35 protein-coding genes are annotated in these 26,049 nt (G+C 58.2%); 25 read left to right on the top strand and 10 right to left on the bottom strand.

Annotated features, from left to right (window positions below; translation table 11 throughout):
* Positions 1–4: 4 nt before the first annotated feature.
* Together AB1462_RS16170 and AB1462_RS16175 are read right to left on the bottom strand one after the other, a co-directional pair.
* Positions 5–1,051, bottom strand: coding sequence for a tyrosine-type recombinase/integrase (locus tag AB1462_RS16170; RefSeq protein WP_367247293.1), 1,047 nt, complete (start codon positions 1,049–1,051; stop codon positions 5–7).
* Between the two features lie 15 nt (positions 1,052–1,066).
* Positions 1,067–1,306 (bottom strand): helix-turn-helix domain-containing protein, encoded by a 240-nt coding sequence (locus AB1462_RS16175; protein WP_367247295.1) that lies wholly within the window; start codon positions 1,304–1,306, stop codon positions 1,067–1,069.
* A gap of 90 nt (positions 1,307–1,396) precedes the next feature.
* On the opposite strand from AB1462_RS16175, the gene AB1462_RS16180 reads away from it, so the two are divergent.
* The 7 genes from AB1462_RS16180 to AB1462_RS16210 all read left to right on the top strand — a co-directional run bounded on the left by AB1462_RS16180 (position 1,397) and on the right by AB1462_RS16210 (position 6,947).
* Complete coding sequence (locus AB1462_RS16180) at positions 1,397–1,624, top strand: hypothetical protein (protein ID WP_367247296.1); 228 nt, start codon at positions 1,397–1,399, stop codon at positions 1,622–1,624.
* Positions 1,624–4,311, top strand: coding sequence for a toprim domain-containing protein (locus tag AB1462_RS16185; RefSeq protein ID WP_367247298.1), 2,688 nt, complete (start codon positions 1,624–1,626; stop codon positions 4,309–4,311). The genes AB1462_RS16180 and AB1462_RS16185 overlap by 1 nt, the downstream gene beginning before the upstream one ends.
* A gap of 450 nt (positions 4,312–4,761) precedes the next feature.
* The gene (locus AB1462_RS16190) at positions 4,762–5,034 is read left to right on the top strand and encodes a hypothetical protein (protein ID WP_367247300.1); all 273 of its coding nucleotides are present in this window, start codon (positions 4,762–4,764) and stop codon (positions 5,032–5,034) included.
* A 21-nt stretch (positions 5,035–5,055) separates the two neighbouring features.
* The gene (locus AB1462_RS16195) at positions 5,056–5,688 is read left to right on the top strand and encodes a hypothetical protein (protein ID WP_367247302.1); all 633 of its coding nucleotides are present in this window, start codon (positions 5,056–5,058) and stop codon (positions 5,686–5,688) included.
* Positions 5,685–5,936 (top strand): hypothetical protein, encoded by a 252-nt coding sequence (locus AB1462_RS16200; RefSeq protein WP_367247303.1) that lies wholly within the window; start codon positions 5,685–5,687, stop codon positions 5,934–5,936. The genes AB1462_RS16195 and AB1462_RS16200 overlap by 4 nt, the downstream gene beginning before the upstream one ends.
* A gap of 133 nt (positions 5,937–6,069) precedes the next feature.
* Complete coding sequence (locus tag AB1462_RS16205) at positions 6,070–6,378, top strand: hypothetical protein (RefSeq protein ID WP_367247305.1); 309 nt, start codon at positions 6,070–6,072, stop codon at positions 6,376–6,378.
* A gap of 353 nt (positions 6,379–6,731) precedes the next feature.
* Positions 6,732–6,947, top strand: a complete 216-nt coding sequence (locus AB1462_RS16210) for a hypothetical protein (protein ID WP_150762555.1) — start codon at positions 6,732–6,734, stop codon at positions 6,945–6,947.
* A 98-nt stretch (positions 6,948–7,045) separates the two neighbouring features.
* Here AB1462_RS16210 and AB1462_RS16215 read toward each other — a convergent pair whose 3' ends face one another.
* The 4 genes from AB1462_RS16215 to AB1462_RS16230 form a co-directional block, all read right to left on the bottom strand.
* Positions 7,046–7,717 (bottom strand): hypothetical protein, encoded by a 672-nt coding sequence (locus tag AB1462_RS16215; RefSeq protein WP_367247307.1) that lies wholly within the window; start codon positions 7,715–7,717, stop codon positions 7,046–7,048.
* Between the two features lie 77 nt (positions 7,718–7,794).
* On the bottom strand, positions 7,795–8,055 hold the full coding sequence (locus AB1462_RS16220; protein WP_367247389.1) for an ogr/Delta-like zinc finger family protein: 261 nt from the start codon (positions 8,053–8,055) through the stop codon (positions 7,795–7,797).
* A gap of 137 nt (positions 8,056–8,192) precedes the next feature.
* The gene (locus AB1462_RS16225; protein WP_367247308.1) at positions 8,193–8,657 is read right to left on the bottom strand and encodes a hypothetical protein; all 465 of its coding nucleotides are present in this window, start codon (positions 8,655–8,657) and stop codon (positions 8,193–8,195) included.
* Positions 8,658–8,659: 2 nt separating this feature from the next.
* Complete coding sequence (locus AB1462_RS16230; protein ID WP_367247310.1) at positions 8,660–9,574, bottom strand: endonuclease/exonuclease/phosphatase family protein; 915 nt, start codon at positions 9,572–9,574, stop codon at positions 8,660–8,662.
* Between the two features lie 447 nt (positions 9,575–10,021).
* On the opposite strand from AB1462_RS16230, the gene AB1462_RS16235 reads away from it, so the two are divergent.
* Positions 10,022–10,312: a DUF3077 domain-containing protein gene (locus AB1462_RS16235; protein WP_367247311.1), complete on the top strand. Its 291-nt coding sequence runs from the start codon at positions 10,022–10,024 to the stop codon at positions 10,310–10,312.
* Between the two features lie 133 nt (positions 10,313–10,445).
* Positions 10,446–11,195 carry a hypothetical protein gene (locus AB1462_RS16240; protein ID WP_367247313.1) on the top strand — a complete coding sequence of 250 codons (750 nt, stop codon included), beginning with the start codon at positions 10,446–10,448 and terminating at the stop codon, positions 11,193–11,195.
* A 119-nt stretch (positions 11,196–11,314) separates the two neighbouring features.
* Here AB1462_RS16240 and AB1462_RS16245 read toward each other — a convergent pair whose 3' ends face one another.
* Entirely contained in the window at positions 11,315–12,160 is an 846-nt protein-coding gene (locus AB1462_RS16245) for a phage portal protein (protein WP_367247391.1), read from the bottom strand.
* The gene (locus AB1462_RS16250; protein ID WP_367247315.1) at positions 12,072–14,060 is read right to left on the bottom strand and encodes a terminase family protein; all 1,989 of its coding nucleotides are present in this window, start codon (positions 14,058–14,060) and stop codon (positions 12,072–12,074) included. Before AB1462_RS16250 ends, AB1462_RS16245 begins: the two co-directional genes overlap by 89 nt.
* A 161-nt stretch (positions 14,061–14,221) precedes the next feature.
* On the opposite strand from AB1462_RS16250, the gene AB1462_RS16255 reads away from it, so the two are divergent.
* From AB1462_RS16255 to AB1462_RS16310, 12 genes are all read left to right on the top strand, one after another.
* Positions 14,222–15,034, top strand: coding sequence for a GPO family capsid scaffolding protein (locus tag AB1462_RS16255; protein ID WP_367247316.1), 813 nt, complete (start codon positions 14,222–14,224; stop codon positions 15,032–15,034).
* Positions 15,034–16,083: a phage major capsid protein, P2 family gene (locus AB1462_RS16260; RefSeq protein ID WP_367247318.1), complete on the top strand. Its 1,050-nt coding sequence runs from the start codon at positions 15,034–15,036 to the stop codon at positions 16,081–16,083. Before AB1462_RS16255 ends, AB1462_RS16260 begins: the two co-directional genes overlap by 1 nt.
* Positions 16,080–16,763 carry a phage terminase small subunit gene (gene gpM, locus AB1462_RS16265; RefSeq protein ID WP_367247320.1) on the top strand — a complete coding sequence of 228 codons (684 nt, stop codon included), beginning with the start codon at positions 16,080–16,082 and terminating at the stop codon, positions 16,761–16,763. The genes AB1462_RS16260 and gpM overlap by 4 nt, the downstream gene beginning before the upstream one ends.
* A gap of 99 nt (positions 16,764–16,862) precedes the next feature.
* Positions 16,863–17,324 carry a head completion/stabilization protein gene (locus AB1462_RS16270; protein WP_367247321.1) on the top strand — a complete coding sequence of 154 codons (462 nt, stop codon included), beginning with the start codon at positions 16,863–16,865 and terminating at the stop codon, positions 17,322–17,324.
* A complete protein-coding gene (locus tag AB1462_RS16275) occupies positions 17,324–17,779 on the top strand; it encodes a phage tail protein (RefSeq protein WP_367247323.1) in 456 nt (151 codons plus the stop codon). The genes AB1462_RS16270 and AB1462_RS16275 overlap by 1 nt, the downstream gene beginning before the upstream one ends.
* Entirely contained in the window at positions 17,760–18,233 is a 474-nt protein-coding gene (locus AB1462_RS16280) for a phage virion morphogenesis protein (RefSeq protein WP_367247325.1), read from the top strand. The genes AB1462_RS16275 and AB1462_RS16280 overlap by 20 nt, the downstream gene beginning before the upstream one ends.
* Before the next feature lie 12 nt (positions 18,234–18,245).
* The gene (locus tag AB1462_RS16285) at positions 18,246–19,361 is read left to right on the top strand and encodes a DUF2586 domain-containing protein (protein ID WP_367247326.1); all 1,116 of its coding nucleotides are present in this window, start codon (positions 18,246–18,248) and stop codon (positions 19,359–19,361) included.
* A gap of 3 nt (positions 19,362–19,364) precedes the next feature.
* Complete coding sequence (locus AB1462_RS16290; protein WP_321863267.1) at positions 19,365–19,814, top strand: phage protein; 450 nt, start codon at positions 19,365–19,367, stop codon at positions 19,812–19,814.
* On the top strand, positions 19,814–20,206 hold the full coding sequence (locus AB1462_RS16295; protein ID WP_367247327.1) for a D-Ala-D-Ala carboxypeptidase family metallohydrolase: 393 nt from the start codon (positions 19,814–19,816) through the stop codon (positions 20,204–20,206). The genes AB1462_RS16290 and AB1462_RS16295 overlap by 1 nt, the downstream gene beginning before the upstream one ends.
* A 2-nt stretch (positions 20,207–20,208) precedes the next feature.
* Positions 20,209–20,574, top strand: coding sequence for a DUF1353 domain-containing protein (locus AB1462_RS16300; RefSeq protein ID WP_367247329.1), 366 nt, complete (start codon positions 20,209–20,211; stop codon positions 20,572–20,574).
* The gene (locus tag AB1462_RS16305; RefSeq protein ID WP_367247331.1) at positions 20,574–20,843 is read left to right on the top strand and encodes a hypothetical protein; all 270 of its coding nucleotides are present in this window, start codon (positions 20,574–20,576) and stop codon (positions 20,841–20,843) included. Before AB1462_RS16300 ends, AB1462_RS16305 begins: the two co-directional genes overlap by 1 nt.
* Positions 20,840–21,127 carry a putative phage tail assembly chaperone gene (locus AB1462_RS16310; protein ID WP_367247333.1) on the top strand — a complete coding sequence of 96 codons (288 nt, stop codon included), beginning with the start codon at positions 20,840–20,842 and terminating at the stop codon, positions 21,125–21,127. The genes AB1462_RS16305 and AB1462_RS16310 overlap by 4 nt, the downstream gene beginning before the upstream one ends.
* Before the next feature lie 223 nt (positions 21,128–21,350).
* Here AB1462_RS16310 and AB1462_RS16315 read toward each other — a convergent pair whose 3' ends face one another.
* Positions 21,351–21,815 (bottom strand): DUF2442 domain-containing protein, encoded by a 465-nt coding sequence (locus AB1462_RS16315; protein WP_367247335.1) that lies wholly within the window; start codon positions 21,813–21,815, stop codon positions 21,351–21,353.
* On the bottom strand, positions 21,803–22,033 hold the full coding sequence (locus AB1462_RS16320) for a DUF4160 domain-containing protein (protein WP_367247336.1): 231 nt from the start codon (positions 22,031–22,033) through the stop codon (positions 21,803–21,805). The genes AB1462_RS16315 and AB1462_RS16320 overlap by 13 nt, the downstream gene beginning before the upstream one ends.
* A gap of 51 nt (positions 22,034–22,084) precedes the next feature.
* On the opposite strand from AB1462_RS16320, the gene AB1462_RS16325 reads away from it, so the two are divergent.
* From AB1462_RS16325 to AB1462_RS16340, 4 genes are read left to right on the top strand one after another with little or no spacing between them, the layout of a single operon-like run.
* Positions 22,085–24,043: a phage tail tape measure protein gene (locus AB1462_RS16325; protein WP_367247338.1), complete on the top strand. Its 1,959-nt coding sequence runs from the start codon at positions 22,085–22,087 to the stop codon at positions 24,041–24,043.
* On the top strand, positions 24,040–24,357 hold the full coding sequence (locus AB1462_RS16330) for a DUF2590 family protein (RefSeq protein ID WP_367247340.1): 318 nt from the start codon (positions 24,040–24,042) through the stop codon (positions 24,355–24,357). The genes AB1462_RS16325 and AB1462_RS16330 overlap by 4 nt, the downstream gene beginning before the upstream one ends.
* Complete coding sequence (locus tag AB1462_RS16335; protein WP_367247342.1) at positions 24,354–25,526, top strand: baseplate J/gp47 family protein; 1,173 nt, start codon at positions 24,354–24,356, stop codon at positions 25,524–25,526. The genes AB1462_RS16330 and AB1462_RS16335 overlap by 4 nt, the downstream gene beginning before the upstream one ends.
* Entirely contained in the window at positions 25,519–26,043 is a 525-nt protein-coding gene (locus AB1462_RS16340) for a phage tail protein (protein ID WP_367247344.1), read from the top strand. Before AB1462_RS16335 ends, AB1462_RS16340 begins: the two co-directional genes overlap by 8 nt.
* Positions 26,044–26,049 lie beyond the last annotated feature (6 nt).

Below are 26,049 nucleotides of genomic sequence, written 5' to 3' on the forward strand. Positions count from 1 at the left end.
ACAGTTACGGCCTCTCTTTTCTATTATTTGATAGCGGATTCAACTTCACCACCTCCGCCATATGCCCCGGACTAAAGTGCGCATACTTCATCGTCATCGCCAACGTCGCATGCCCCAACACCCGCTGCAACGTCAGAATATCCCCACCATTCTTCATATAATGACTGGCAAACGTATGCCGCAAGACATGCGTCAACTGCCCCTCGGGCAACTCCAGCCCAATAGTCTCAACAGCCCGCCGAAACGTGTTGTACCCTGATTTGAACGGCAAAGCCTCAACCACCTGCGCCGCCAGCTCCTTGGATATCGGCACACTGCGATTCTTGCTCGACTTCGTTTTGAAGTAATGCACCATGCCGTCGCGCACTTGCCGCGCCTGCAAGCTCTCAGCCTCGCCCCACCTGGCCCCAGTCGCCAAGCACACCTTAGCAATCAGCACTGCGCCAGACTCCCGACTATCCAGCTCAGCCAACAACGCCTCAATCTGCTCCCTCAGCAGATAGACCATCTCCGTCTCATCAAACTTGAGCTTACGGATATTGGCCAAAGGGTTCTCGGCATCCCATTCCCCCAGTCGCTTCAACTCGTTGAACACGGCACTCAAGTACGCCAACTCATGATTGAGCATATTCGCGCCAACGCCCTTCGGTTGCTCACCTTCCTTAGCGAAACCTTTGCCAGGCGTAGTTCGTGAATACTTACCCTCGGCACGTTCTGAGCGGTACTGAGCAAAGATCGACGCAGTGAAATCGACAGCCCGTGGGTTCCCCATACGAGTGGCCATATTCGTCAACAAAGCGAGCCGCTGCTCACCGGTCTTCAAGCTCTGCCCGTGGACCTTATACCAACGCTCCACCAGGTCCTGGAGCTTGCGCCCATCATGCTTAGGAGCCTTTACAAACTCGCCCTTGGCCCCCTCCCCCATGACCTTATTGCGAAAAACCTGCGCCTCATTCTTCGTGCGGAATATCCGCCGCACCCGGACCCCATACCGACCATCCGGCCGGCAATCAACTTCATAGCGGCCGTCGTCTAATTTTTTGATCGGCACATTCACGCTCCCTGCTTAAACCGGGCTGATTTGTCCACACCCCGGCGCCGCCTCATCACACATCAACCACAACGTGTACTTCTTAAATTGCGGGTGCCCCGTGATCTTCAACAGCTCCAACGAGCTGACTTCCTTGCGCCGTTGCAATTCGTAACTCTTCCACGTCGACAGGTTAATCCCCGTCGCATCGCACAACTCCCGCTGTGTCAGGCCTTCGGCCTGGCGGATCACCTTCAACTTCTCAAAAAGCTCCATAGCCCCTCTTGACAGGTGTACGTACGCAACCTTAGATTTAGGTCGCGATTGTACACCTTTTCAGAAAATGTTCCGTGGAGCTTATACAAAATGCAGATCGTCATCGACACGCCATATGTAACCCCGCTCGAATTCGCCCGCCGAGCGGGGCTGAGCGAGCGCTCGGTACGCCACAAGATTGAAAGCGGGATGATCCTCATCAAAGAAAAGACCGAGGGTAAAAAAGGCAGCGTGTTTATCAACATGGTCCATCTGGCGCGGGAAGCAGCAGAACAGTCCGATCGCGTGACCGGCTACAAGAAAAACGGATCCCGCTAATGGCCCTTCGCAAACAACTCAACCAAAAGGCCTACGACGACATCTACCTCAAAGAAGTCGTCCAAGCCCTCAAAGATGACCGCGACCTCGACTTTGAAACCATCGACAAGAAGTACCTGCAAAAAGGCGTCTGCCCCAACCCCAAATGCGGCGAACGCACCGTCTACATCGCCATCGCCCAGCCCTACCAACTCAAATGCAACCGCCTCAACAACTGCCAATACGAGGAAAAAACCCGCGAACGCTACCGCCACCTGTTCGAAAACCTAAGCGAGCGTTTCCCCAAAACAGGCGAGAACCCCAACGCCACCGCCGACGCCTACCTGCAGCGCAACCGCGGGTTCGACATCAGCCAACTGAAAGGCTGGTACCAACAAGGCCGGCGCAAGCTCAAGGACGGCCAGTGGGCAGACACCGTGCGCTTTCCCCTCTGCAACGGCCACTGGGAGCGCCTTATCGACGCCACAGCCGTAACGGCCAACGAGGGCGTAAAGGCGGGAATAAAAAAGGGCATGACCTACCTGGGCAACGGCTGGGTGCCGCCGGGCATGGCAATCAACAAGAGCGACCGTGTGTACATCGTCGAAGGCATCTTCCACGCCATCGCCCTGCACCTGTCGGGCTACAAAGTGATCGCCTCGATATCGGCCAACAACTTCCCGTGGGACCTGATCGAGGCCCACAAGGGCAAGTCCATCACCTGGGTCATCGCCCTGGATGACGACCCGGCCGGGCACACGATGACGGTCAAATACCTACGCCAACTGCGCGACCAACAAGAAATCGCCTGGGTAGCCCTCGCTGGCGAACGCGACTGGGACGACGTTTACCGCGACGGCCAGCTCGACGCCGCCTTCATGGCCGAGGCCCAATACCAAGGCCGCCTGTTCACCGCCGAATCCACCCATAAACTCGCCTACCTGCTTTACCTGCGCAGGCCGGTAGCGTTCTACCTGATGGAATTCCGCAACCGCCTCTACTCCGCCAAAGTCGCCCAAGCCGACCTCACCACCGACTTGGGCGAAGAAAAAGTCGAAGGCAACCGCGAGCTATTCAGCAAGCACGTCAAAATCAAACAGGTCTCCAACTGCATCCCCAACCTGGAATACCTGGAAAAAGACATCATCACCAGCGAACAGCGCTACTTCTTCGACTTCCAATTCCCGGACACCTCACGCAGCTGCAAAGCCCCCCTGGCCCCCAACGCTATCGCCGAACCCCGCAGCTTCGCCCGTGCGCTCCTGGAACACACCCCTGGCGGCAACTTCGAAGGCGGCGAGCCGGTGCTGGCCGTGCTGCGCAACAAGTGGCTCAACGACGAACACCGCCCCGTGCGTACCGTGCGCAGCCTACCCTTCGTGGGCTACGACGACGCGACCGGACTCTACTGCTACCCCACTTTCGGCTTCCACCAAGGCAAGGAGTTGCCAGTGAACAGCCACGGCTTCATCGACATCGCCGGCAACGGCATCAAGACCACCCTGGCCAACTTCAAAATCGACCGAGCCCAGGACTTCGACCCCGAATGGTTCGACGACTTCCTGGCCGTGAACGGGCTCAACGGCCTGGCTATCCTGTCGTGGTGGACCGCCGCCTACTTCGTGCAGCAGATCGGCGCCCAACAAGCGTCCTTTCCCTTTATGGAATTCACCGGCCAACCGGGCGCCGGCAAATCCACACTGCTGCGTTTTTTATGGCGGCTCACCGGCCGCGAGAACTTCGAAGGCATCCAGCCCAGCGGCGCGGGGGCGAGCATGATTGGCCTGTCCCGCATCTTTGCCGAAGTCAGCAATCTGCCGGTGATCCTGATCGAATCGGACAAAGAACATACCGACAGCCAAGGCCGCAAAGTGGTGGTGCAGTTCCACTTCGACGAGTTCAAACGGCTCTACGACTACCACGCCACCCTGCGCGTGACCGGCGTCAAAACCGGCGGCAACGAAACCCGCATCACCTACTGGCGCGGCGCCCTGGGCATCTCGCAAAACAACAGCGTCGACGGCTCAGAGGCCACGCTGTCGCGCATCGTGGAGTTTCACGCCACCAAAGACCACCACACCCTGGCCCTCAAGCCCCGCGCCGATCGACTCAAAAGCATGAGCGCCCAGGACCTGGGCGGCTACCTGCGCAAGTGCCTGGCCTGCGAACACCAGTGGCTGGCCCGCTACTTCGACGCGTTCCCGCGCTGCGAACAGCGCCTGCAGCGTGCACCCGCCATCACCGAGGCGCGCATCGTGCAGTGCCATGCTCAGGTTCTGGCCGCCGCCTACGCCACCCAGGCTCTGTTCCCTGCCTGGACCGACGCACACACCGACACCCTGGCCAAACACTTGGAACAACGCGCCATCGCCCGCCAGCAGCGCTGCCGTTCCGAACACCCCGACGCCGCCGCCTTCTGGCAGATCTACCACTACCTCAACGAACGTGTGGTCACCATCACCGACAGCGACGGCACCCGCGAAGAAAAACACCAAACCCTCAACCACAGCAACGAACGCGGCGTGGTGGCCATCAACATCGAGCACTTCCAAGAAGCCTGCCGCAAAGCCGGCCAGGAAGTCCTCACCCGCGCCCAACTGCAGCGTGCCTTGCCGCAAAGCACCACGTACACGTTCGTAGAAACCCGCAAGGCCTACTCCCGGATCGAACGTCGCACCATCAACTGCTGGATCTTCAAGACCCCTTAGCTCCCCCCCTGAATAACGGGTGTTTGTCACCCATGGGGAAGTGTTGCCTGCGTTTTAGCAGTGCCCCCGCGAGCGGATCTGTCTGCGTCTGTAACTTTTGAACTATTGAGGTATTTATAAATGAATTCAATTACTTATAAAAAATCATCAATGGAATGCCGCTGGAAGGCACTGCACTACTTTTCATTCCACCCACATTCCATTCACGGCCAAACCATCCAAACCCGCTTCACGCCTTTAACCACAAGGCCTACAGCCAATCACACCCGCCCCCATAGTTCAGCGCATTCCATTTGCACCGAACTACTTTTTCGGCCACCCGCGCCCAACCAATACAAGGCCTCCAGCCCTGTAAATCCGCCGACAGTTCAGACATTCCACCCCCACCCAACCCACGCGCGGAAATCCCCGTGCGAGCCATGCCCTGCCCACTGAAAAAGGAGCAACACCATGCCGCTACACGTCTTCACCGGCCCCCAAGCCTCCGGCAAAACCCGCCGCCTGCGCGCCCGCCAAGCCGAGCTGCAAGCCCAAGGCATCGACGCCGTGATCATCACCGGCAACGCCTGCACCACCAGCTACCTGGTGGACCGCATTCAACAACAAGCCAAGGCCGACGCGCGCTACTTCCTGGCCGACGACTGCACCCGCGACCAGATCAAGGCCGTGCAGAACATCGAGCTGCCCGAGCAATTCACCGTCTACCTGGCTCGCCAGGCCTAACCCCAAGCAAGGAGCAACACCATGAGTGATTCTTTGATCAATGCCCTGACCCAGATCTGGACCTACCAGCGCCGCCGTCCCGCCATCATCCACACCGGTACCCAAGCATTAAACCGGCTGATCCCGATTGCCCTCAGCCGCACCGAAACAGCCAAAACCGTTGGCCGCTTTCTGCTGGGCTTGTATGACGGGGCGACGTTCCGGTTCGACCTGAAGCAACTGCAAGGGCTGGGCGTGCGGGAGTTTGAAGACTGCCTGCAAGTGCTGGAGATGGACTACACGCCCGAGGTCGAAGTACATCAGCGTATCGACGAAGGCGAACACGTCTGGCGCGAATTGATGGACCTGTGGCGCACCCAGCCCCTGGAGTTCGGCCGTCAGCCAGCCCCCCAGCGCAGCGCAGCGTTGCGCGCAAAGCATTGCGGCGCCGATAAATCCCATGGAGTAGAAGCGTTCGACCGTCTGCTGCAAGTGGCGGAAGGCTGCACCGGCCAGAGCCAAATCGTCGCGATCTTTCTGATGAGCCTGGTTCACAACGGCCGCTACCGGTTCAACCTCACCGACCTGCGCGGGCTGGATATCAAGCTTTTCGAAGACTGCATCAGCGTACTGCGCATGGATTACTACACCGAAACAGAAGCCGGCAAACCATGATCCTGCACTACACCGCCAACGGTCTGATCGGCCGCTTATACCTGCCCGCGTGGTACGTCGAAAAAGGCACCGCCGAAGAAATGGCCGAACTGGCCGCTACTGACCATTGGCGCGCCCACCCCGACAGCCGCCCGACATTCGTCACCGTCGTGCACCTGCACAACGTAGAAGGCCACGACCTGGGACTGTTTGAAGTGCGCTGTCAATGGCGGTCCGTGTACACGGCCATCGCCTTGCAGCAAGCCTGAAAAGAGACGGTGCCGAGGAGTTCGTACCTCCCCGACACCTGCCACCACACAAGGAGCAACACCATGCAAGCACAGCACCTCCGCAGCAGCGGGCACAAGGCTACCACGGCCATCCAGGCCCGAGGACATCACCATGGATAAGCAACGAATTGTCTACTTCCCAACCCGTCATCGCAGCGGCAACTTTTGCTTATGGATCGACGGTGAACGGGTGATGGTGCCAGAACACCAACTCAAGCAGGCACGCCAGCAATTGGGCCTACGCTCTGATGCTCACCTGGTGGGCGCCACCCGGTTGCTGGAGTTCGACAGCGGCTACGGTGTGGTGCGTATCCCGTTACCCGGCAAGCAAGTAGTGACCGCGTTCGAAGGACCAAGCGGTGAACGCTTCTATGGCGTGGTCACACTGGATGCTTTGAGCTACCACCTACACCCGATGTGATGCAAAACCTGTAGCACCGAAAAACACAAGGGCGCTGAGCGCCCTTGTTTTTGTAAACAGATAAAACAATCGGCGATCTTCGATAACGCTTTCTTTTGCGCATTTGGGCCCGCATTCCTCCGCCACAGCCATTGATTTAGAGCCATCTGACTGCTTGAACCTAAAACGAAATTTTTCAGCAAAACACAATTTGAATCACAGCTGACAGAGGCGAATGCGCAGAGTCCGGCGGGTGTTTTCGTTGGCTTGCAGGGGATATTACCTACTTACATTTGCGCGTCGGCGGGCCACTGGCAGGGGAAAAAACCTTCCATAAACTACGGAGCGAAAACAACGAAAAAGGAAAAATCGCTGTGAAGAACACAACACTCTGCGCTTTGAAAATACGGGAAGAATTCGAAGAATGTGGCAACAGCTTCGCGCTGGTGATCGAGCTGCTCACCGCCGAGCTGCAACTGACGAATCGTGCCAAATTGGCCTTGATTGAATATGGCCACGCTCAGCTGGATCGATTCGAAAAGGTTGAATCGACGTTGCGCGATTACGTGGAGGACACCACGCCCAGTTGATCGAACAGGTCCCGTTGCTGGACCTTGGACAAACTGCGCAGGCGGTCGAACAGCAAACGGTCGACCGCTTGGACATGAAAAAATTAACATCACGCCAGTCAATCAGTTAATAAGTGCTCTTTTATTTTGTCCCTATATGCTTCATGGAGCGACAAAAGAAAACCTCTTCCGACTCCTGTGATCTCAAATTTAACGTTGATGTACTGTTCCTTTTCCATCTTCAACAAATTTTGGTCTCTATAAGCCAACTCCACTGTACGCTTACAAATTCTATGATTGGCAAGCAAATCCCCCAAACCATCTTGCAAGACTGCTTGATTGTGATACCCATGCATAAAAAAGAAGATATCCATTAAATATATTTGATTAGTAAACCGCACCTGATCAAAAAATTCACTCCTACTGATCTTCCCCTTTACAAGCCTGCGAAATAACACACCTATAATTTTGGCTTTTTGCTCTGAATCCGCGCGTTCTACCAACTCTATCAGATGTTCAACCAAGACCGGATTTTCACTACTTGCACCTTCGACCAGAAAGTATTCTATTTCATCTTTACTGAGTCCACCAGCCTCATCGAGAAATTCTTTTAACCTAGCTTTAAAGCTCTCATTTTTATATGTTTTATACGCCTTAAAAACACCAAGCACCCCCCCTACAACAGGAATATCTCTAAAAGAGTCATTGCTAACCAGCGCATCTATGAAGGCTTCGGCCGTAGCTTCAAGCGGTAATTCTTTGGCCGCTTTTACAATTTTGTCACCTTTCATAGCTGTAGTTGCTCTTGAATAAATCGGTTAGCGGAGGGAAGCGATGATTCGCTCTGTACGAAGAGAGTTCGATGTATTTATTCGGAATAGACCATGCCCAGTCGATCAAATAGCTCTCGCTGCTGCCGCTTTGGAAGACTGCGGAGCCGATCGAACAATAAACGATCGGCTGTCTGGGCAGAGGGACTCAAGGTATGAGAGAAGGTGAGGTTAGCTACCCAAGTGTGTCCGCAGTGGGGGGAACTGCATTGGCAGTAAAGACGGGCAAACTCTAGAGACAGTTCGTCGCGGGAAGCGATTCGACCTTTTTCGCCACAAATCTTGCAAGTAACCCGCATAATACCTCCCAAGAAATAAATACCAGCAGGCATAGCCATTTTTAGAAGTATAAATTAGTCCGCATTGCAAAAATACCCCACCAGCAATCACCTCTACGCAGACCAAACAGCACAAGACAGATTAATCACATTTCTGCCTATTCAGCGCCATCAGTCTCCCCGGATATCTGCATTGGCGGTGCCAACAGCTTGAGCATTTTTTTACCTGTCTCAGGATGAGATAACAAATGAACAAATTGCTTTTCCAAAGATGCTTTGTCATTACAATATGCAGTCTGATCACTATAGATCAACTTACATGGATAAGCCGTAGGGGAACGTTCCCATACAGCAAGATCTTCCGAGCGCTGCAAGGTCATATTGCTAGCCACAACAAAATGTACTTGCTTAAGAATTGAGCTTCCCTTAACAGAAAACATTTGTGCAACCGCCGCCATACCATTGGAGCGACTCTCAATTTTTATTGTAATTTGTTGATCCGTCGCCTGATAAACTTGCCGACTAACCTCAGTGATTATCTGCTCAATTTCAGCATTCAATACTGCTGTAACATTTGCAGCACCTATACCCTGATTCAACGCTTTCCCAAAATCAAATTCCATGACTACTCCACCTTTTCAATAGTTGCATAGACAGGCACATGATCAAACTCACTCCCTGAGCCTTTAACTAAATTCGTTAATTCCGGAATATCGACCAAGCGACTACCTTTTTCGCAAAGCAACCAGTTTTCACCTGATATAAAATTAGATGAAAATATGATTTGATCCAGAGTCAGCCACCGAGTAATGGCGCCCTGCTTCCAATAATAGCTTCCGAGCGGTGCGCTTTCATTGTCTGCCCTTTCACCTAAGTAAGACCAAAAAGGGTTGTAAAATAAATGCCCTACTTTCCTAACGTGATTTTTATCCCGACTGGCCATAAGCTGCTCGCTAAGCGAGGCGCTAAATGGCTCATCATTATAATCACCCAGAAGTATCAAATGCGGCTTGCTGTTATCCGATAACTTTACCGCTCTCGCTGCATCCCTTAGTCGAACACCTAATAAATCACGACAAGGATGATGTTCTGATAGATTCCTCCTACTAGGCCAATGAGAAGCTAGTACGACGATTGCAGTGCCGCTATAGAGTTCGACCAGGTTAACCTGTTGCGCAACTCTTAGTGTTCGACCGGCTGATGTATCAGTAATCTCTTCTAAACCAGCAAATACAAACACGGCTGAATTATAAGCGTAACAAATATCGTAGACCGCTTTACCAACTGAGCAAATTCCTGACTCCCAAACCCAACCAGGCATCGATAGGCTTTCGCGCATGTATGCCAAATCACTCTCCGACATCTCGCCTAAAGCTATAAAGTCTACTTTTTTCTCTACCACCAAGTGTACAACCACCACAGCAGCAGCCTCACGAAGTGGAGAACTTTCACGGCTTATCCCCCGGGGCGCCAGGCTACTATTCCACCACGCCACAGTGATTCTAGGCGCCGTGGCTGCGCTGTTATTCGCTTGCTCCATTTGATTCCTGCGTCCAAGTGATGCATTTTCCAGCTAGATGGACCAAGTTGGTCCTACCGGTTTTCTCGCTTTATCGGAAACATCCTACCTACTCTGAGAGTTGCAGCATAGAGACCGTCAGGATAACCTCTCTCTGTCGCTGCTCATCAGCGATCAGGCCTGGAAACCTGGCAGTTAGAAGTGACGCTACAGCGTCGCCAAACAATCAGTGGACGCTTTTTTGTGTCTGCTTTTTGTGCTTTTTGGCGGCTGTGCGTGGGAGACACTCGTGTCTGCCGAGTCGCTTCTCTCGGTTTTCCAGCCTGCGTACAGCTGCCACCTTTACGCCTGGAAACGTCAGTGGCAGCTCTTTTGGGTAGTACCAAGGAGCAAGCTTATGCCGTACGAAAACACCTCGATTCACCCCGTAGCCCCCACTCAGAACCTCTGGAAACTCGGAGGCACACGATGAGTAACCCACCGTCAGACAGAACCATCGGTGCCGTGACCTTCGCAGACTGTGGAGAGGACAAAAGCCATCTGAAGCTGTTCCGGGTTAATGCTGGTGTCCCTATCCGGGAGGCCCTGGAACACGCGTCACACCTGCACTACTACGCAACCATGCTCTCGCTTGAAGCCGCCATGGACCCCCGCGCGGAGAGATTTGCATTCGCCTCGCATTACCTGGGGGAAATGGGCAAGGCCATCATTGATGATCTGCTCTTTTCCATCGATCCTGGTGGCCCGCACCTGCAGTAAGCAGTTCACGCCCGGTGCATCGCATCGGGCGCCTAAAGTTCGTCAGGTAGACTCTCCGACGTGAATCGCCAGATGCCATCCGGTCACGAGAGCTGCTAGCATCCTGCCACTCAATGAGGATGTGGTATCGGCAATGGATGATGAAGGCGATTTTAAAAAAGCACGTGGCTTTCTGCTGACGTATTCCGCTTTGGTCTTAGCGTTGTGGTATTTCGGCGCAGACCTGACGCAGTTCAAGCTGATGGGTAATGAGGTACAGCTCCACCAACGCACCAACAGCGCTTGGCTGGTGCTGGCAGTAGTGAACATCTACTTTTGGGTTCGGTGCTACCAACGGGTGCCACACCTTGGTCTGTACTTCGATAAACCGATGAATGACTTTTATGACACAGCATTAGTTTGGATCGCGATAAAGTTGAAATTGAAGCGTCGATATCTCCGCAAGGATGCGGAAGAACGGTTTGCCAAAAACAACATTCCATCAAGGTCGATGCATATCATCTCTTATGGGGTAGAAACTACGGTTCAGCGTGATCTTAATGAAGATCAACAGCGAAACGGCGACGAGGCTCCAAGCCTGCACCAAATTTCCCGCAAAGCGCGGGTAAAAATGAAATTCTCTGTAGCATATGCAATCCAGGAAAACGGCCAGCCGACCTCAATTACCGGAAGCTGGGCACTTAATCACGAACCTGAAGCCTTCCTTACTTGGCCTGTGAAAGCCTTTGCCATTGCGCGAGGAGCGTTCATCACACCATGGTTTACTGACCACATTGCACCCTTGGTCCTAGGCGGAATCAGCACATCATTTGCATTGTGGAAATGGTGTGAAGTGAATTTCTTCACCACTAGGCTTTCTTACAGTGCACTGATGTGTTTTTGATAGTTTCTCTTTGCCTTAACCATTACCCAAACTGATCAAGGCTACGCTTATCGATTTCGCAACCGTAATAAACATCTCGCGCCCGGTAAACCATATCGGGGGCTAGAATCTTCAGGCCATCAACATTCAACCCACCTCACCCGCCGATCCCTACGCAACCGCCCATTCACCTGCAAAAACAACTGCCTAATCGGCCGTATCTCATTATTCATATACACCCGATCAATCTTCTCCACATCCCCAAACCCCGCCGCATTCTCCGGCATGCACCCCGCCAGCGCCGGGTTCATCCTCCAGGCCGCGATCACGTCATTGCGGGTGATGTTCTTAATCCGCTCAAACTCATCCTTGGTCGCAATATCCCCCACCGGAATGATCTGAATCGCCTTATCCCCTCCCCCCGGAATGTTCACGAACAGCGACCGAAAATTCCCCACCCCCTTGCTCGCGCCGATCTGTGCCTGCATCCGCTCTTCATCCGCCTCCGATAAGTTCGGGTCATTGGTGTAGAAGATAAACCCCGCATGCGCACCGTTATTGTAATACCGGCGCCGAAACAGCGTGGCCGACTCGTTGAGCAGCAGCGCGTGCATGCCGCCCAAGTAGTCGGGCACGCCGTAGATGTTCTGTTCCACGTCGTAGTCCATCACATGCTCCACCTGGTCCTCTGCAAAGTGCAGTTGCTTGCCCCCTGGCAACAGCAGCACAAATCCGCCACCGACCTTTCTGCGCATGTTCAGCGCCGGCAGGTGTTCCAGCTCCAGCACCTGGCCCAGCACGTTGGTTTTGCGCTGAAAGTAGCCCTCGCCGAACACCATAAAATCCAGCGCTGCGCGGCCCATGGTTTGCGCGCTGCACCCGGCCGAGGGGATGAAGTCACGCAGCAGCAGGTTGCGTTTGAAGCGCGGGATGGTGCCGTGGTGGGCATTGGCGCGTAGCAGCTTGGCCAGGCCGGTGCGGGACACGGGCGGGGTGTAGATTTGCCCGTCGTCGCTGGCGAACACGCCCATGTATTCGCCCAGGTTGCCGGTCAGCACCGACTCGGGCGCGCCGAAGCTGAACGTGTGGACCTTGCGGTGCGTGGGAGTGGCCGGTGGCTTGGGATCGTTCATGGCTACCTTCGAGGGTGGACCAGCGGCTGCGCCGCTTCTTGTTGACGTTGAGGGGTTCGTGGGCCAGCGCGTGCATCACCGCCCAAGCGATGTCGGCGTGGCCGGTGGCATCGGTGCGCGACGCGCTGTAGGTGATTTGGCCGCTGGTGGTAGCACCGCGTTTGATGGTCAGGAAAGCCGCAGCGATGTCGTTCCAGCTGGCGTCCCATTCAATACGGCGGCCCTGGATGGTGTCCTGGGCTTTGAGTACCAGCGTGTTTTTGGTTTCCAGGCTGTAGTGAATCGGTGTTGCACGCGGGAAGAAGTCGCGCACAAGGTCAAATACGCCGTAGCCGACACCGGTAATGTCGATGCCGATGTGCTGCACGTTGAAACGGTCGCACAGTTTGTTGACCTGGCTGGCCTGGTAGGTGAACGAGTGGCCGCGCCAAGAATGCTTTTCCAGGATCCTGAACTTGCCGCCCTGCTCCAGCGGCGGCGCCACCACCACGCAGGTTGCGTCGTCTCGGGTGCGGCTCGGGTCGTAGCCGATCCATACCGGGGCGTTGCCGAAGGGGCGTTCGGCTTTCGGGTCGGGGTCGAAGTCGGTCCATAGCGACTGGTCCGAGTAACAGCGCTCCAGGTCGGCGAGGTTGAACGCGCTCTGGGTGCTGTCGATGAATTGGCACAGGTAGATCTGTTCGAACACCTCATCCGAGTTTTCCAGCCGCAACTGCTCGAGGTCGAACAGGTCGCAGCCGCCCGCAATGGCATCGTGGATGTTGATGATCTTGCGCCACTGGCCGTCCGGGCACAGCACGCCCTGGCGTAATTCGGGTTCACCGGGGAACGGTTTGCTCGCATTCTTGTGCCTACCGCGGCGGAAGTCGTCGCCGGTCCAGAACGGGTAGGCCTGGTGGCTGGTCGCGCTGGGCGTCGAGAAGTAGGTTTTGCGCCACTTCTTGTGGGTGGCCATCGCCCCGGCCAAGGTATTGAGCTTGGCGAAGTCACGTATCCAGAAGTACTCGTCCACATACACATGGCCGTGGTAGCCCTGGGCGGTGCTGCTGTTGGTGCTCAAAAAGCGCAGCTCGGCACCGTTACTCAAGATGATCGGGTTGCCGGTCAGCTCCAGGCCAAACCATTCGCGGGCAAAACCGATGATGTAGTTACGGAAAATCTCCGACTGCGCGCGGCTGGCCGACAGGAACATCTGGTTGTCGCCGGTCAGTACCGCGTCCATGAACGCTTCGCCGGCAAAGTAGTAGGTCAGGCCGGACTGGCGGCACTTGAGGACGTTGCGAATCCTGCGAGTCAGCGGGTTCTGTTTGGCCGCGAACAACTCTTTCTGATAGCCGAACAGCTTGCTGGTGAATTTCTCCAGGAAGTCCAGTTCGCTCAGCCCAGAGATGTCGTTTTTCACGGTCTTGGGTTTGCGCTTGGGCCGATCGGCTTTCTCCCTGTTTGACTCCACGGGTGCTGCAGGCTTGGCGCACTGTTTCAGCAGCCGCTCCCGCAGCGTCGTCAGCCGGTCCAGCTCATCCAAGTCAGCCTTAGCCAGGGTGCCCGGTCGTTCCAGGATCAACGTGATGCGCCGACTCACCGCCGTCAGCGGTTCCTCATCCGTCAGCAGTTCGTCCCAGCCGCCCTTGGCGATCCAGTAGTAAACGATTCGCACGTTGGCCAACTTGAGTTCGGCCTGAATTTCGCGCGGTGTGCAGCGGCGCAGGTAGAGGCGTTTGGCAGTGTCTTTGACTTCAATCGAATAGGGCATGAACCGCAGTCTATGCAGCCAAAACCCCGCAAACCCGCTTAGGAAATCCTCAGTATTCCTACCCTTTCAATCTAGGAATGACGCGCAGGCAAACCGTTTGTTCGTGCGCTTCGGGCTACCTATCGTGACGGTCATTGCAACCCAGACCGAGCGATCAGCCCATGCCCCGCACCCTTGTTTCTGACTGGAAACGTGTCGCCACCAGCGGCAAAACCGCCGACGGCCGCACGATTGATCCGCAGGACCTGCGCGACATGGCCAACACCTACGATCCGGCGATCTACACCGCCGTGATCTGGTTCGAACACATCCGCTACATGGGCAATTTCGGCAGCGTGGCGGAGGTAAAAGCCGAAGACATCGAGGACGGCAAAGTCGCCCTGTTCGCCAAACTGGCGCCCAACGACCGGCTGCTGCAGCTCAACAAAGAAGCGCAAAAACTGTTCACCAGCATCGAGATCCAGCCCGAGTTCGCCGACACCGGTAAACCCTACCTGCGCGGCCTGGCGATCACCGACGACCCGGCCAGCCTGGGCACCCAGCCGCTGCACTTTTCCCGGCGCGCCGACATCGGCAACTACTTCGCCTGCGTTGAACCCTTGGACGAACTGCTGCCACCCGACCTGGGCGATGAATCAGCCCTCAACTTTGTCACCCGCTTGTTTCATCAGTTGAGCGGCAAACACACCCCCAAGCACGAGATGCCCCCCATGGACCCGAAAACCGCCGAAGCCCTCTCCGCTGCCGTGGACAAACTCGACAGCGTGGCCACCCGTTTGGAGCAGATCGCGCCGACTCCGGTTGAACCGCAGAAAACCGAACCGGCCAGCGTCACCGTCGAGCAATTCAACAGCCTGAAAGCCTCGCTGGAAAAACTCCACGAGACCTTTAATACCGCGCTCAACCACAGCGCCGGCCAAGTCATTCCCCCCAGCACCGGCCCTGTCACTGAAGAACTGGAGCCCATTTACTGATGAGCCAGCTCAGCCCCGCCGCACGCCAGCACTACCACGCGCTGCTGACCCGAATAGCGCAAACCTATGGCGTGGAATCGGCCCGCGAAGAGTTCAACGTTGAGCCCAGCCTGGCGCAAACCCTCAACGACCAGATCACCCTCAGCTCGGCGTTTTTGCAACTCATCAACGTGATCCCCGTCAGCGAAATCAAGGGTGAGAAGGTCATGATAGGTGTGAACGGCACCGTGACCGGGCGCACCGACACCGACCAAAAAGACCGCGAGCCGCGCAACGTGCTGGGCCTGGACGACAAAGGCTACGAGCTCCACGACACCCACAGCGACGTGACGCTCAAGTTCTCCACCATCGACGCCTGGGCCAAGTTCAAAGACTTTGCACAGCGCTACACCGCCGCAGTGCGCCGCCAGATCGCCCTCGACCGCATCATGATCGGCTGGCACGGCATCAAGGTGGCGCCAGACACCGACCGCGAAGCCTTCCCGCTGCTGCAAGACGTGAACAAAGGCTGGCTGCAAATCGTGCGTGAACAGGCGGCTCAGCAGATCCTGCTGGAAGGCGCGACCAAGGGCAAAATCCGCCTGGGCCTGGGCGGCGACTACGTGAACCTGGACAGCCTGGTGCACGACGTGTCGTTGATGATCGACGAAGAATTCCGCGACGGCGGCGACCTGGTGGCCATCGTCGGTCGCGACCTGTTGGCGCACGACAAAGGCAAGCTGTACGCCAAGCAAGGCCACACCCCCAGCGAAAAAACCAAGGTGGAGATGGCCCAGGTGATCGACACCTACGGCGGCCTGCCCTCCTACACCTGCCCATTCTTTCCGGCCAAAGGCGTGGTGGTGACCTCGTTCGACAACCTGTCGATCTACTTTCAGGACAGCTCCTGGCGCCGTTACATGCTGGAGAACCCCAAGCGCTCCCGCGCCGAGGACTACAACAGCCGCAATGAAGGCTATGTGGTCGAGCAGTTGGGCAAGTTCGCCGGCATCGAGGCGGGTAACGTCGAGTTCGTCGAACCTCAGCCGCCCGAGGAGCCCGAAGAATGAGCCTGGCCCTCAAGCACAAACAACGCGTTCTGGAACAAGGCCCCGCCGTCGCCGAGGTGTACACGCCGACCACTGCCCTGGCCGGCCCCGCCAATGCCCAAAAGCATTTGGCACTCATGACCACCGCCCTGGCCGAAGACTGCGCACGCCTGTCCGACCTCAACAACATGGGCGAGCGCCAGCGTCTCAAGCGTGAAGAGCTGCTGCCCAAGTACCTGGACTATGTGCAGCGCTACCGCGAATCCGGCTTGAACCACCCCAACCCGGTGCTGATGCAGGTGCTGGTGTGGCTGTTCGACACCGAGCAATTCGAGGCGGGCCTGGAGTTGGCTGACTTTGCCCTGCAGCAAGGCCAAACCATGCCTGAACGCTTCAAGCGTGACGTTCCCACGTTTGTGGCCGACGCGATGATCGACTGGGCCGAAGCCGAGTACGACGCCAAGCGTAGCCCCGAGCCGTACCTGTCGCAGTTACTGGCGCGTGTGGATGGTGAATGGCCGCTGTTCGAGCGCATCCCCGCGCGCTACCACAAGTTGCTGGGGATCCTGGCCATGGACCAAAAGCAATGGGCCCAAGCCCTCGTGCACTTCGAACGCGCCACCGCGCTGTACCCCGGCATCGGCGTGAAAACCCGCCATGAAGATGCCACCAAAGCCCTGCGCCGACAGCAGACCACCTGAACCGACTTACCCCCCCAGCGGGGGCCTGCCGAGGCCATGACCTTGCGTCAATGACCACAAGCAGCCACCCCCGCGTCTAATTGAAGCGAGCCGCCCACCATGAGCTTTTCCGGTAGACCCACCACCCTGATCGCCCAGCCGATCACCAATGACGGCTTCTGGCCCGACTTGGACGTGGCCGAATTTCAGCGTGGTTACCGGCTGCCGGCGGAGTACCTGGTGGAGCTGCTGGTGGACGGCATCGCCCTGGCCATAGGCGAAGTGAACCACGACCTGGCACGGCGCAAGGCGCAGTGGCAGGCCGCAGGTATCACCAATGTGTTGAAAGCCGATCCGATGATTCTGCCGGAACGCACGTTCATGGCCGCCAGCTACAAACGCGCCGTTTACTGCCGCGCCAAAGCCTACCTGTTAAGCCAGTTCGCGACCTTTATTCGACGCGAGTCGGCCGAAAACCTGGCGAAAGAAGCCCCCGAAACCGCCGAGCGCTTCCTGTCATTCAGCCAACAAGCCGTACGCTTGATCCAAGGCCGCAGCCGCGTCACAGCGGAGCTGATCTGATGGACAAACTGCGCGCCCTCACCCGCGACCTGGTGGAACGCTTCATGGTCCCACCCGAGCAGTTCGACAGCTGGGCCGAACAGGTCACGCTCACCCTGAACTGGAAGCCCACCGAGCAAGGTCTGCACATGGGCGATATGCGCTACCGCGCGGTGATCGTCATTGCGCGCTTTGCCGACAATGCCGCGCGGTTGATGGCTCTGCTCGGTTCCTGGCTGGAAGCGAACGACCCAGGCCGCGAGGACGACCAACTGCCCGCGCCAGTGATTGAAATCGATCAGCTCACGCCAGATGCCGCCGATGTCGAGCTGCATCTGGACTTTATCGAACCGTTGCACCTGGCCGAAGCGACCGACGGCGAGATAGACGCCTTCGGCAAGCGCTGGGCATTTGTGCCCTATGACCTGTGGATCGCCGAGCAAGGAGTCGTCAGCCATGACCACACCAACGCTTAGTGTCGACATTCGCGGGCTGATCGAAGCCGAACAGCAGCTGCAATTGCTGGCCCTGCCAGCGGCGAAACGTCGGCGGTTGCTGAACAACGCCAGCAAGCGCCTGCGCACACGTAACACCCGGCGAATCGGCGCCCAGCGCAATCTCGACGGCTCGCCCTTCGCGCCGCGTAAACGCAAGCACCGACGCAAGATGCTGCGCCGCCTAAGCTCGCGCATGCAGGTGACCAAGCTATCAGCCGACGCCGCCACCCTCGGTTGGCGCCAGCGCCGCAATGCGCGCATCGCGCGTGAACACCAACTGGGGTTGCCCACCACCGTGACGGCTGCCGGCGGCACCAAACGGCGCAGTTGGAAGATCGATCTTCCCGCCCGCGACGCCCTCGGCGCCGACCCGCACGACATCCGCGAAATCGTCAGCACCGTGTTGCAGCAAACCCTTCAATCGCCCAAGTAACGAGGCCGTTCCATGGCTCAAGGTCAAGTCAGCGTTAACAATCTCAACCTGGGCCAGGGCCCGGTGACCGCGATTGAACGCCACTTTTTGTTTATCGGGCCGGCGACCAAGAACGTCGGCAAGCTTTTGGCGCTCAACACCCAAAGCGACCTGGACACCGAGCTGGGCGTGGCTGCCAGCGACCTGAAAACCCAGATCACTGCCGCTCGCAACAATGGTGGCGACCGCTGGGCCTGCGCCGCTGTGCCGTTGGCCGCCGACGGCGATTGGAAACCTGCGTTGGACATGACCCAGGCTGCGGATGTCTCAGTAGAGGCTGTGGTCATCACCAAACCGGTGACGCAAAGCAGTGAACTGATCTTAATGAACAGCGCCGCCGTGAACCTAAACAACCGCTACGGCCGGCGCATCTTTGTGATGGCCGCAAGCACGGGAATCACACCAGCCTTGGAATGGTTCGCCTACCGTCTGGAACAACGCGAGATCACTCGCGACATCGCCGCGCCCCGTGTCCTCATCGTGCCCCAATTGCATGGTAACGACCTGGGCGTGCTCGCCGGCCGACTGGCCAACGCGGCGGTAAGCGTTGCCGACAGCCCCATGCGCGTGGCGACCGGCGCTCTGATCGGCTTGGGGCCCACGCCCGTGGATAAAACAGGAACCCCCCTACAGTTCGCGACGTTGACCGAACTCGACAAAATGCGCTTCTCGGTACCGCAGAACTACCCCGACTACCCCGGCATGTTCTGGGCCGACGCCAACCTGCTCGACGCCCCCGGCAGCGACTTTGCCGAAGTGGAAAACCTGCGCATCGTCGACAAGGCCGCGCGCCGCGTGCGGATCCTGTTGATCCAGATGGTCGCCGACCGCAGGGTCAACAACACGCCCAACAGCATGGCCTACACCCGCTTGCGCCTGATGCGTCCGCTGCGCGAGATGTCACGTTCCGTGAACGTTGCCGGCCAGCAGTTCCCCGGCGATATTCAGCCGCCCAAGGACGGCGACATCGCCTTGGTGTGGAAGAACCGCACCACCCTCGAAGCCTACCTGCGCATCCGCCCCTACAACTGCCCCAAGGACCTGACGGCGAATATCGCGCTGGACCTGTCCCTGGATGACGAGGAATAACCCATGGCCCGAATCAGCGGCATGAACTTTGACGTGAGCCTGGGCGACCTGCAGGTGCACATCGAAAAGGCCACCCTCGACATCACCGACAACAGCGCCGTGGCGCAAACCAAGGGCGTGCCCGATGGGTACGTGGATGGCGACGTGGCCGCCAGCGGCGAATTCGAACTGGACAGCGCCAACCTGGGGCTGTTGATTCAGGCGGCAAACCGCGCGGGCTCGTTCCGCAAGTTGGAGCCCTTCGACGCGCTGTTCTTTGCCAAGACCGCCACCGATGAACTGCGCGTGGAAGCCTTTGGTTGTCGCCTGAAAATCTCCAGCCTGTTGGACATTGATCCCAAGGGCGGGCAGAAGTCGATGCATAAGGTGCCGTTCGACGTGACCAGCCCGGACTTCATCCGCATCAACGGCGTGCCCTACCTGGACGCCAGCGAGATCGAGGGCCTGCGCTGATGAGCGACAGCCCCTGGGCGAACTTCGCCTACTCGGAATTGCGCTGCACATGCGGCCACTGTGACAGCACCGGGCACGAGATGGAGCCTGCTTTTATGGCGCGCCTGCAGCGGCTACGTGAGGCCTACGGCCAGCCCATGCAACTGACCAGCGCGTACCGCTGCGCGCGCCACCCGAGCGAGGCCGGCAAAGTCGCACCGGGCGACCACTTCGACGGGCGCGCCGTAGACGTGCGTTGCCGTGGGGCCGAAGCCCTGACGTTGCTGCGCCTGGCATTGCCGCTGGGTTTCAACCGTGTCGGGATTCACCAGAAAGGTGATGCGCGCTTTCTGCACCTGGGCTTGGCATCTGTCGGCGGGCGACTGCCCAGCCCCGCGATCTGGAGCTACTGAACATGCCGTTTGAAAGTCACTTGGAGTTGCGCCACCGGCCGGGCCACCGCCGCTGGGAAGTCATTCTGCCATTGGCCTACAGCACCCGCGACGGTCGCCAGATCATTGTGCCAATCGGCGCGCTGTCCGACCTTGCCAGCTTTCCGCCCGTCGTGCGCGGCATGTTGGACGCTCAGTGTCCGACTACCCGTCGACCGGCGGCCATTCACGATTACATCTACACGCACCTGACCCACCGCTTTACCAAACAGGAGGCCGACCAGATCTTCTACGAAGCATTGCTGGAGGAAGGCACCCGGCAATCACTGGCCTGGGTCATGTGGCAGGCCGTGCGCTTTGGCGGGCGTGGCGCTTGGGGCCAGTCGTGATGGAAATGTCCCCGCTGCACATCAGCGCCATGTTGCTGCTGACTGAGCTGGTACTCACCTGGGTCGCGGCTTTCCAAATCTACCTGTTCCGCCAAGTCAACGCCGCGCGCCGCGAGAACCTGGAACTGCGCATTGAGATGGCCACCCATAACGGCCGCCTGGAAGCCTTCGACAAAGCATTGGACAAGCTGGAGCACCGCTTCGAAAAACGCCTTGAACAGTGCCTGGACACCTACTTTTCCAACCTAAACCAAAGGACCGCGCCATGAGCGACCGCCGCGACATCACCCTTGAAATCGGCGAGCAGGAATTCACCTTCACCCTCGCCCCCCAGGACGTGACCAAGTACTTCAACGCCGTCACCCCCAACAACAAGGTAGCACCGTCCAACAACCTGCTGACCACCACCGTCCTGCCCGCCCACTTAGACGCGCTGCGCCCGCTGCTGCGCAACCCGGTGTTCACCATGCAACTGGCCGGCACGCTGCTGGATGAGTACGCGCCAGACGTCGAAGTGGTCGTAAAAAAGCCCTCGGCCGTGCTGACCGCTTAAACGACGACAGCCTGGGCCAACTGCTGGCCCTGAACGACCGCTGGCTACCCGGCGCCGAGCCCACGGCAGACAACCTGGGCACCGCCATATGGTTGGAAAACGAGTATTGGAAGCGCATGGAAATCGCCGTGGCGAACGGGATTGCCCACGCGCTCAAAGGCTAACAAAAACCCCGCACAAGGCGGGGTTCGGGGAACACGTGATCAGTACCGTCGCTAAGGCCTCAAGCGCGTTTGAGCTGGGGCTGCTCTTGCAAACGATCCCAGCCCAGGCAGGCCAGGGCCAGCGTGCGCGGCACGATTTCACGGCCATTGCTGTAGCGGGTGATGCTTCGCGTGCCCACGCCCAACGCTTCTGCGGCTTGCGACAAGTTGAGCCCGGTACGGGCACGCCAGCCGATGAAGATGCGCGTATTTTCGTCGGGCGCCGCTTGCGCCAAGGCGTCCAGGTACAGCGTATCCGCACCGATTTGAATGTCCAGTTCCGGCCATTCCACGGTCCAGCCATCGTCCCCCACGGTCGCGCCCTTGAACGCTTTGGCCGCTTGCAACGGTTTGAGCCCCGGATAGGTGGCCACGTCGTTGCTCATATCCAGCAAAAACTGTTGGCCGTCGATAAATGTCAGCTCCAGCACATGGCCGGGACGCGCCTGCACAGCCCGCAGGCGGGGGCGTTTCATGGATGCCATTTATGCCATTCCTCCAGTAATTCATCTTGGTGCGCTCGCACCCAAACCAAAGCCTCTTTCAGCACCACCGCTGGCGCTCGACCCAGCATCGCCTCACATGTTTCAAGGCTTATCAAGACATCGACGCCGCCGCCCGTCAAGTGCACGTGGGGCGGCAGGTGGTCCTTTTCCCGCAGCTCTATGCGGTACTTTTCGCGAAATCGGTGTTTGGTAGACATGCCGAAATCATATCGCCAATTTGGCGATACATCAAGTATCGGAAGGTGCTCATGAGCGCCGCCGCCACCAGCAAATTGGACTTCATCCTGCGCCTGGTAGACCGCGTAAGCCAGCCCCTGGGCAAGGTCAAAACCGGTTTCAGCGACATGGCCACTCAAGGCCAGAAGGGGCTTACGCAAATGGGCGTCGGCATGGCCGGCATGATCGGCTCTGCCTATGCACTCAAAGCGGCAATGGCTCCAGCGCTGGGCCAGAATGCAGCGCTGGGCGAAGTCGAAAGCTTGGGCGTGGCGGCAGATGCGCTGGAGCTGCTCAACCGCAAATCACTGCAATTCAGCATCGCCTACGGCGAGAGCGCCACCGGTTTTGTGCGCTCTGCCTACGACATTCAGAGCGCTATCGCGGGACTCACCGGCAACCAGTTGGCAGTGTTCACCAACGCCTCCAACGTGCTGGCCAAGGCCACCAAAGCTGACGCGGCGACCGTAACAAGTTACGTCGGCACGATGTACGGGATTTTCCAGAAACAGGCCGACGCCATGGGAAAAGCCGGCTGGGTAGAGCAACTGACCGGGCAAACCGCAACCGCCGTGCAGATGTTCAAGACCACCGGCCAGGGCATGAGCAATGCGTTTACCGCCTTGGGCGCCAGTGCCGCCTCGGCCGGCATCCAGGCAGCTGAACAGATCGCCATCCTCGGCACGCTGCAGGCGACCATGAGCGGCGGCGAGGCCGGGACCAAGTACCGGGCGTTTCTCGCCGGGGCCTACGGCGCCCAGGCCAAGCTTGGCCTGTCATTCACCGACAGCCAGGGCCGGTTGCTGCCGATGATCGACATTCTGGCCAAGATCAGCGCCAAATATGGCGAGTTGGACGCCGCCGAAACCGACCTGATCAGTAAGGCCTTCGGCGGCAAACAGGCCATGGGGCTGATTACCCAACTGCTGCCCAAAACCGGCGACCTGGCCAACAGTATCGACCAACTGGGCAAGGTCAAAGGCATGGAACAGGCCGTGAAGATGGCCAGGACCATCGCCGATCCATGGGAGCGCTTCGAGCACGCGATCTTGGCGGTGCGCATTGCGTTCGGCCAAAAGCTGCTGCCTACCCTCAATCCAATCATCGAACGGCTGGCCGAGGGCGGCGCGTCAGTAGTGCGTTGGACCACACTGTTTCCCAACCTCACCCGAATCATCGGCCTGACAGCCCTTACCATCCTGGGCCTGACGGCTACCGTGGCGCTGCTGACCTTCACTTTCGGCGTTTGGCGTACGGCTATCGTCCCCGTGATCGCTTTGTGGAAATTACTGAATCTGGTGGCCTGGAAAAACGTCGGCGCGTACCTGATGCAGATCCTGCTGGTGACGTTGTACGTCGCGGGCCTGGCCTCCCTGGTGCTGTGGTTCGGCCTGGTCAAGGGCGCCATGGCACTCTGGCAGGCGGCAATCTGGCTGACCAATGCAGCGCTGTGGGCTAATCCGGTGACCTGGATTGTGCTGGGCATCGTCGCCCTGGTGGCGGTCATCATTGCCGCCGTCTACTTCTGGGATGAGTGGACCAGCGCCTTGATGGACACCGCCGCCTTCAAGTGGGTCAACGAACAATTGGTGGTGCTGTCGGAGTGGTTCGACTCCATGGGCGGCTGGTCAGGCATGGCCAAAGCCGCGTGGGACAGCATCGTGGCGATTTTTCACAGCGCCATCAACGGCCTGATCGCGATGCTGAACACGATTCCCGGTGTGGACATCCATGCGCAGTTTGGCGAGTTGCCGACTGGTCCCGATCTAGACAACCTCGACGCAGCACAACGCGCCCAGCGAACGATTAACGCGGCAATCCCTTCCCTCTCTCCCACCCGTGCCACCGCCGTGCCGCCGGGCGGGTTACTCACCAGCATTCAGAACACCGCCACCCAAAACCGAGGCACTCATGTGGAGAAAATCGAGATCCACACCAGCAAACCGATGACCGCCCATGAGCTGGAAGGGTTAATAGGGATGGCCGGATGAGTGAATACGTCGACCTGCTGATTGCCGGCAATGACCTTGTGCTGGACCCGTCCAACCAGCCGCTGCTGATTGACGACCGCGCCAGCATTGCCCAGGACATCGCCCACATGATTCGCGAGAGCGGTTTGTTGGTGACGCTGGTAGCCGAGCGCGACCCGCTGCGTCGACGCGATTGTCTGCAACAGCTGGAGCTACGGGTGGAGGACGACGTGCGCCTGGTACCCGGTACCGTGCAGATCCTGTCGCATACGTCGGGCGTCTATCTGGTGACCGCGACCACGGTAAAGTTTGGCGACGTGGAGGTGATGGTGTGAGCGCGGATTTCAAACAAGCGCTGCGGGACGCCGGCATCCCCACCACTGAGGCCGAGTTGAAAAAGGCCTGGGAAAAAGAGGCCGCCGAGCAGGGCAGCAAGATCAGCAACACCAGCACCTATTCGCCGTTCTGGCGCATCGTCTCGGCCCTGGTGACCAAGCCGGTGCTGTGGCTGATCCAGTTCATTATCAACACCGTGCTACCCAACTTTTTTGTGCAGACCGCAGTGGATGCCTGGTTGGACATGCTCGCCTGGGCGGTGAACGTCGAGCGCAAGCCCTCGACCAAAGCCCTGGGCACGTTGCTGTTCACCCGTGCCACAGCCGCCGGAGCGCTTGAGGTACCGGCGGGTACTCGGGTGCAGTCGGCCACCATCAACGGCCATCTCTACGAGCTGATCACCACCCGGCCCGGCATCTTTGCCGACGGGGCCCACCAGTTAACGATTCCGGTAGAGGCAACCGAAGCCGGCAGCGGCTACAACCTGGCGCCGGGGTACTACGCGATTTTGCCGGTGCCGATACCGGGCATTGTGCAGGTAGTGAACACGGACGAATGGTTGACCCAGCCCGGCGCAGACGCCGAGCCCAACGAGCAATTGCGCTTGCGGGTGCGCAACCAGTTTTCAGCGGTGAACCAGTACCATACCGACGCCGTGTACCGCGCCATGATCACCGCCTTTCCCGGTGTAAACCCAGACGGCGTGTACTTCGAACACGGCGCCCCACGTGGCCCCGGCAGCGCCAATGCCTATGTGCTGTTCGACGCAGGAGTGCCGGCCGACGAGTACCTGCAGAAGATCAACACCCATATCCGCGATGAAGGCAATCACGGCCACGGCGACGACATGCTGGTCTACGTCATGCCCGAAACGCGGCACACGCTTGAAGTAGCGGTGTGGCCGCGCGCCAACCTGACCCAGGAACAACGCAAGCACTTGGCAATGCAGATTGAGCAATTCATCCGCGCCGCCTTCCGTGAAAGCACGGCAAATGACTATCAGCCGACCCTGACGTATCCCCAGGCGCGATTTTCCTTCAGCCGGTTGGGCGAAGAGCTGCACGCGCAGTTCCCACGTATCGAGTCCTTGCGGTTTACCAACACCGACATTGTGTCCGAGCTGAACATCCCCCGGATCGAAGCCTTGGCGGTGCTGCTCGATGCTTAAGCTCAACCTGCCTTTTTGGCTCAATGCCGGCGAACTGACCAAGCTCAGGGCCACGGCCCAGGCTTGGTGGGAAACCGTCGAAGGCTGGGTGCAATGGCCGCTGCTACAAATGGACCCCGAACACTGCCACCTGACCATCCTCGACCTGCTGGCCTGGCAGCGCGATATCACCCGCTTTCGCGGCGAGCCGGAGAGCCTTTACCGCCTACGTGTGAAGTACGCCTTCATCAACTCAGTGGACGCAGGCTCAACGGCCGGACTCAAGCGCATCCTCAATCGGCTGGGCGTTGGTTATGTGGAGATCGAAGAACGTTTGCCCGAACGGGATTGGGACGTGGTGGTACTTCAGCTCAGTGACTCCCAGCTGTCGGACAACCCCGAGCTGCTTCGAGTACTCGTGCAGCAATACGGCCGTACCTGCCGACGCTATGACTTTGTGACCCTCACCCCACTCGCTCTGCTGGTGGGCATCGCCGATTTCAACGACGACCAGCAGACGCTGGTTGCCACACTGTAGGAGCCG

This window comes from Pseudomonas sp. SB113, assembly GCF_040754745.1.
In the GTDB taxonomy this organism is placed as follows: Bacteria; Pseudomonadota; Gammaproteobacteria; order Pseudomonadales; family Pseudomonadaceae; genus Aquipseudomonas; species Aquipseudomonas grimontii.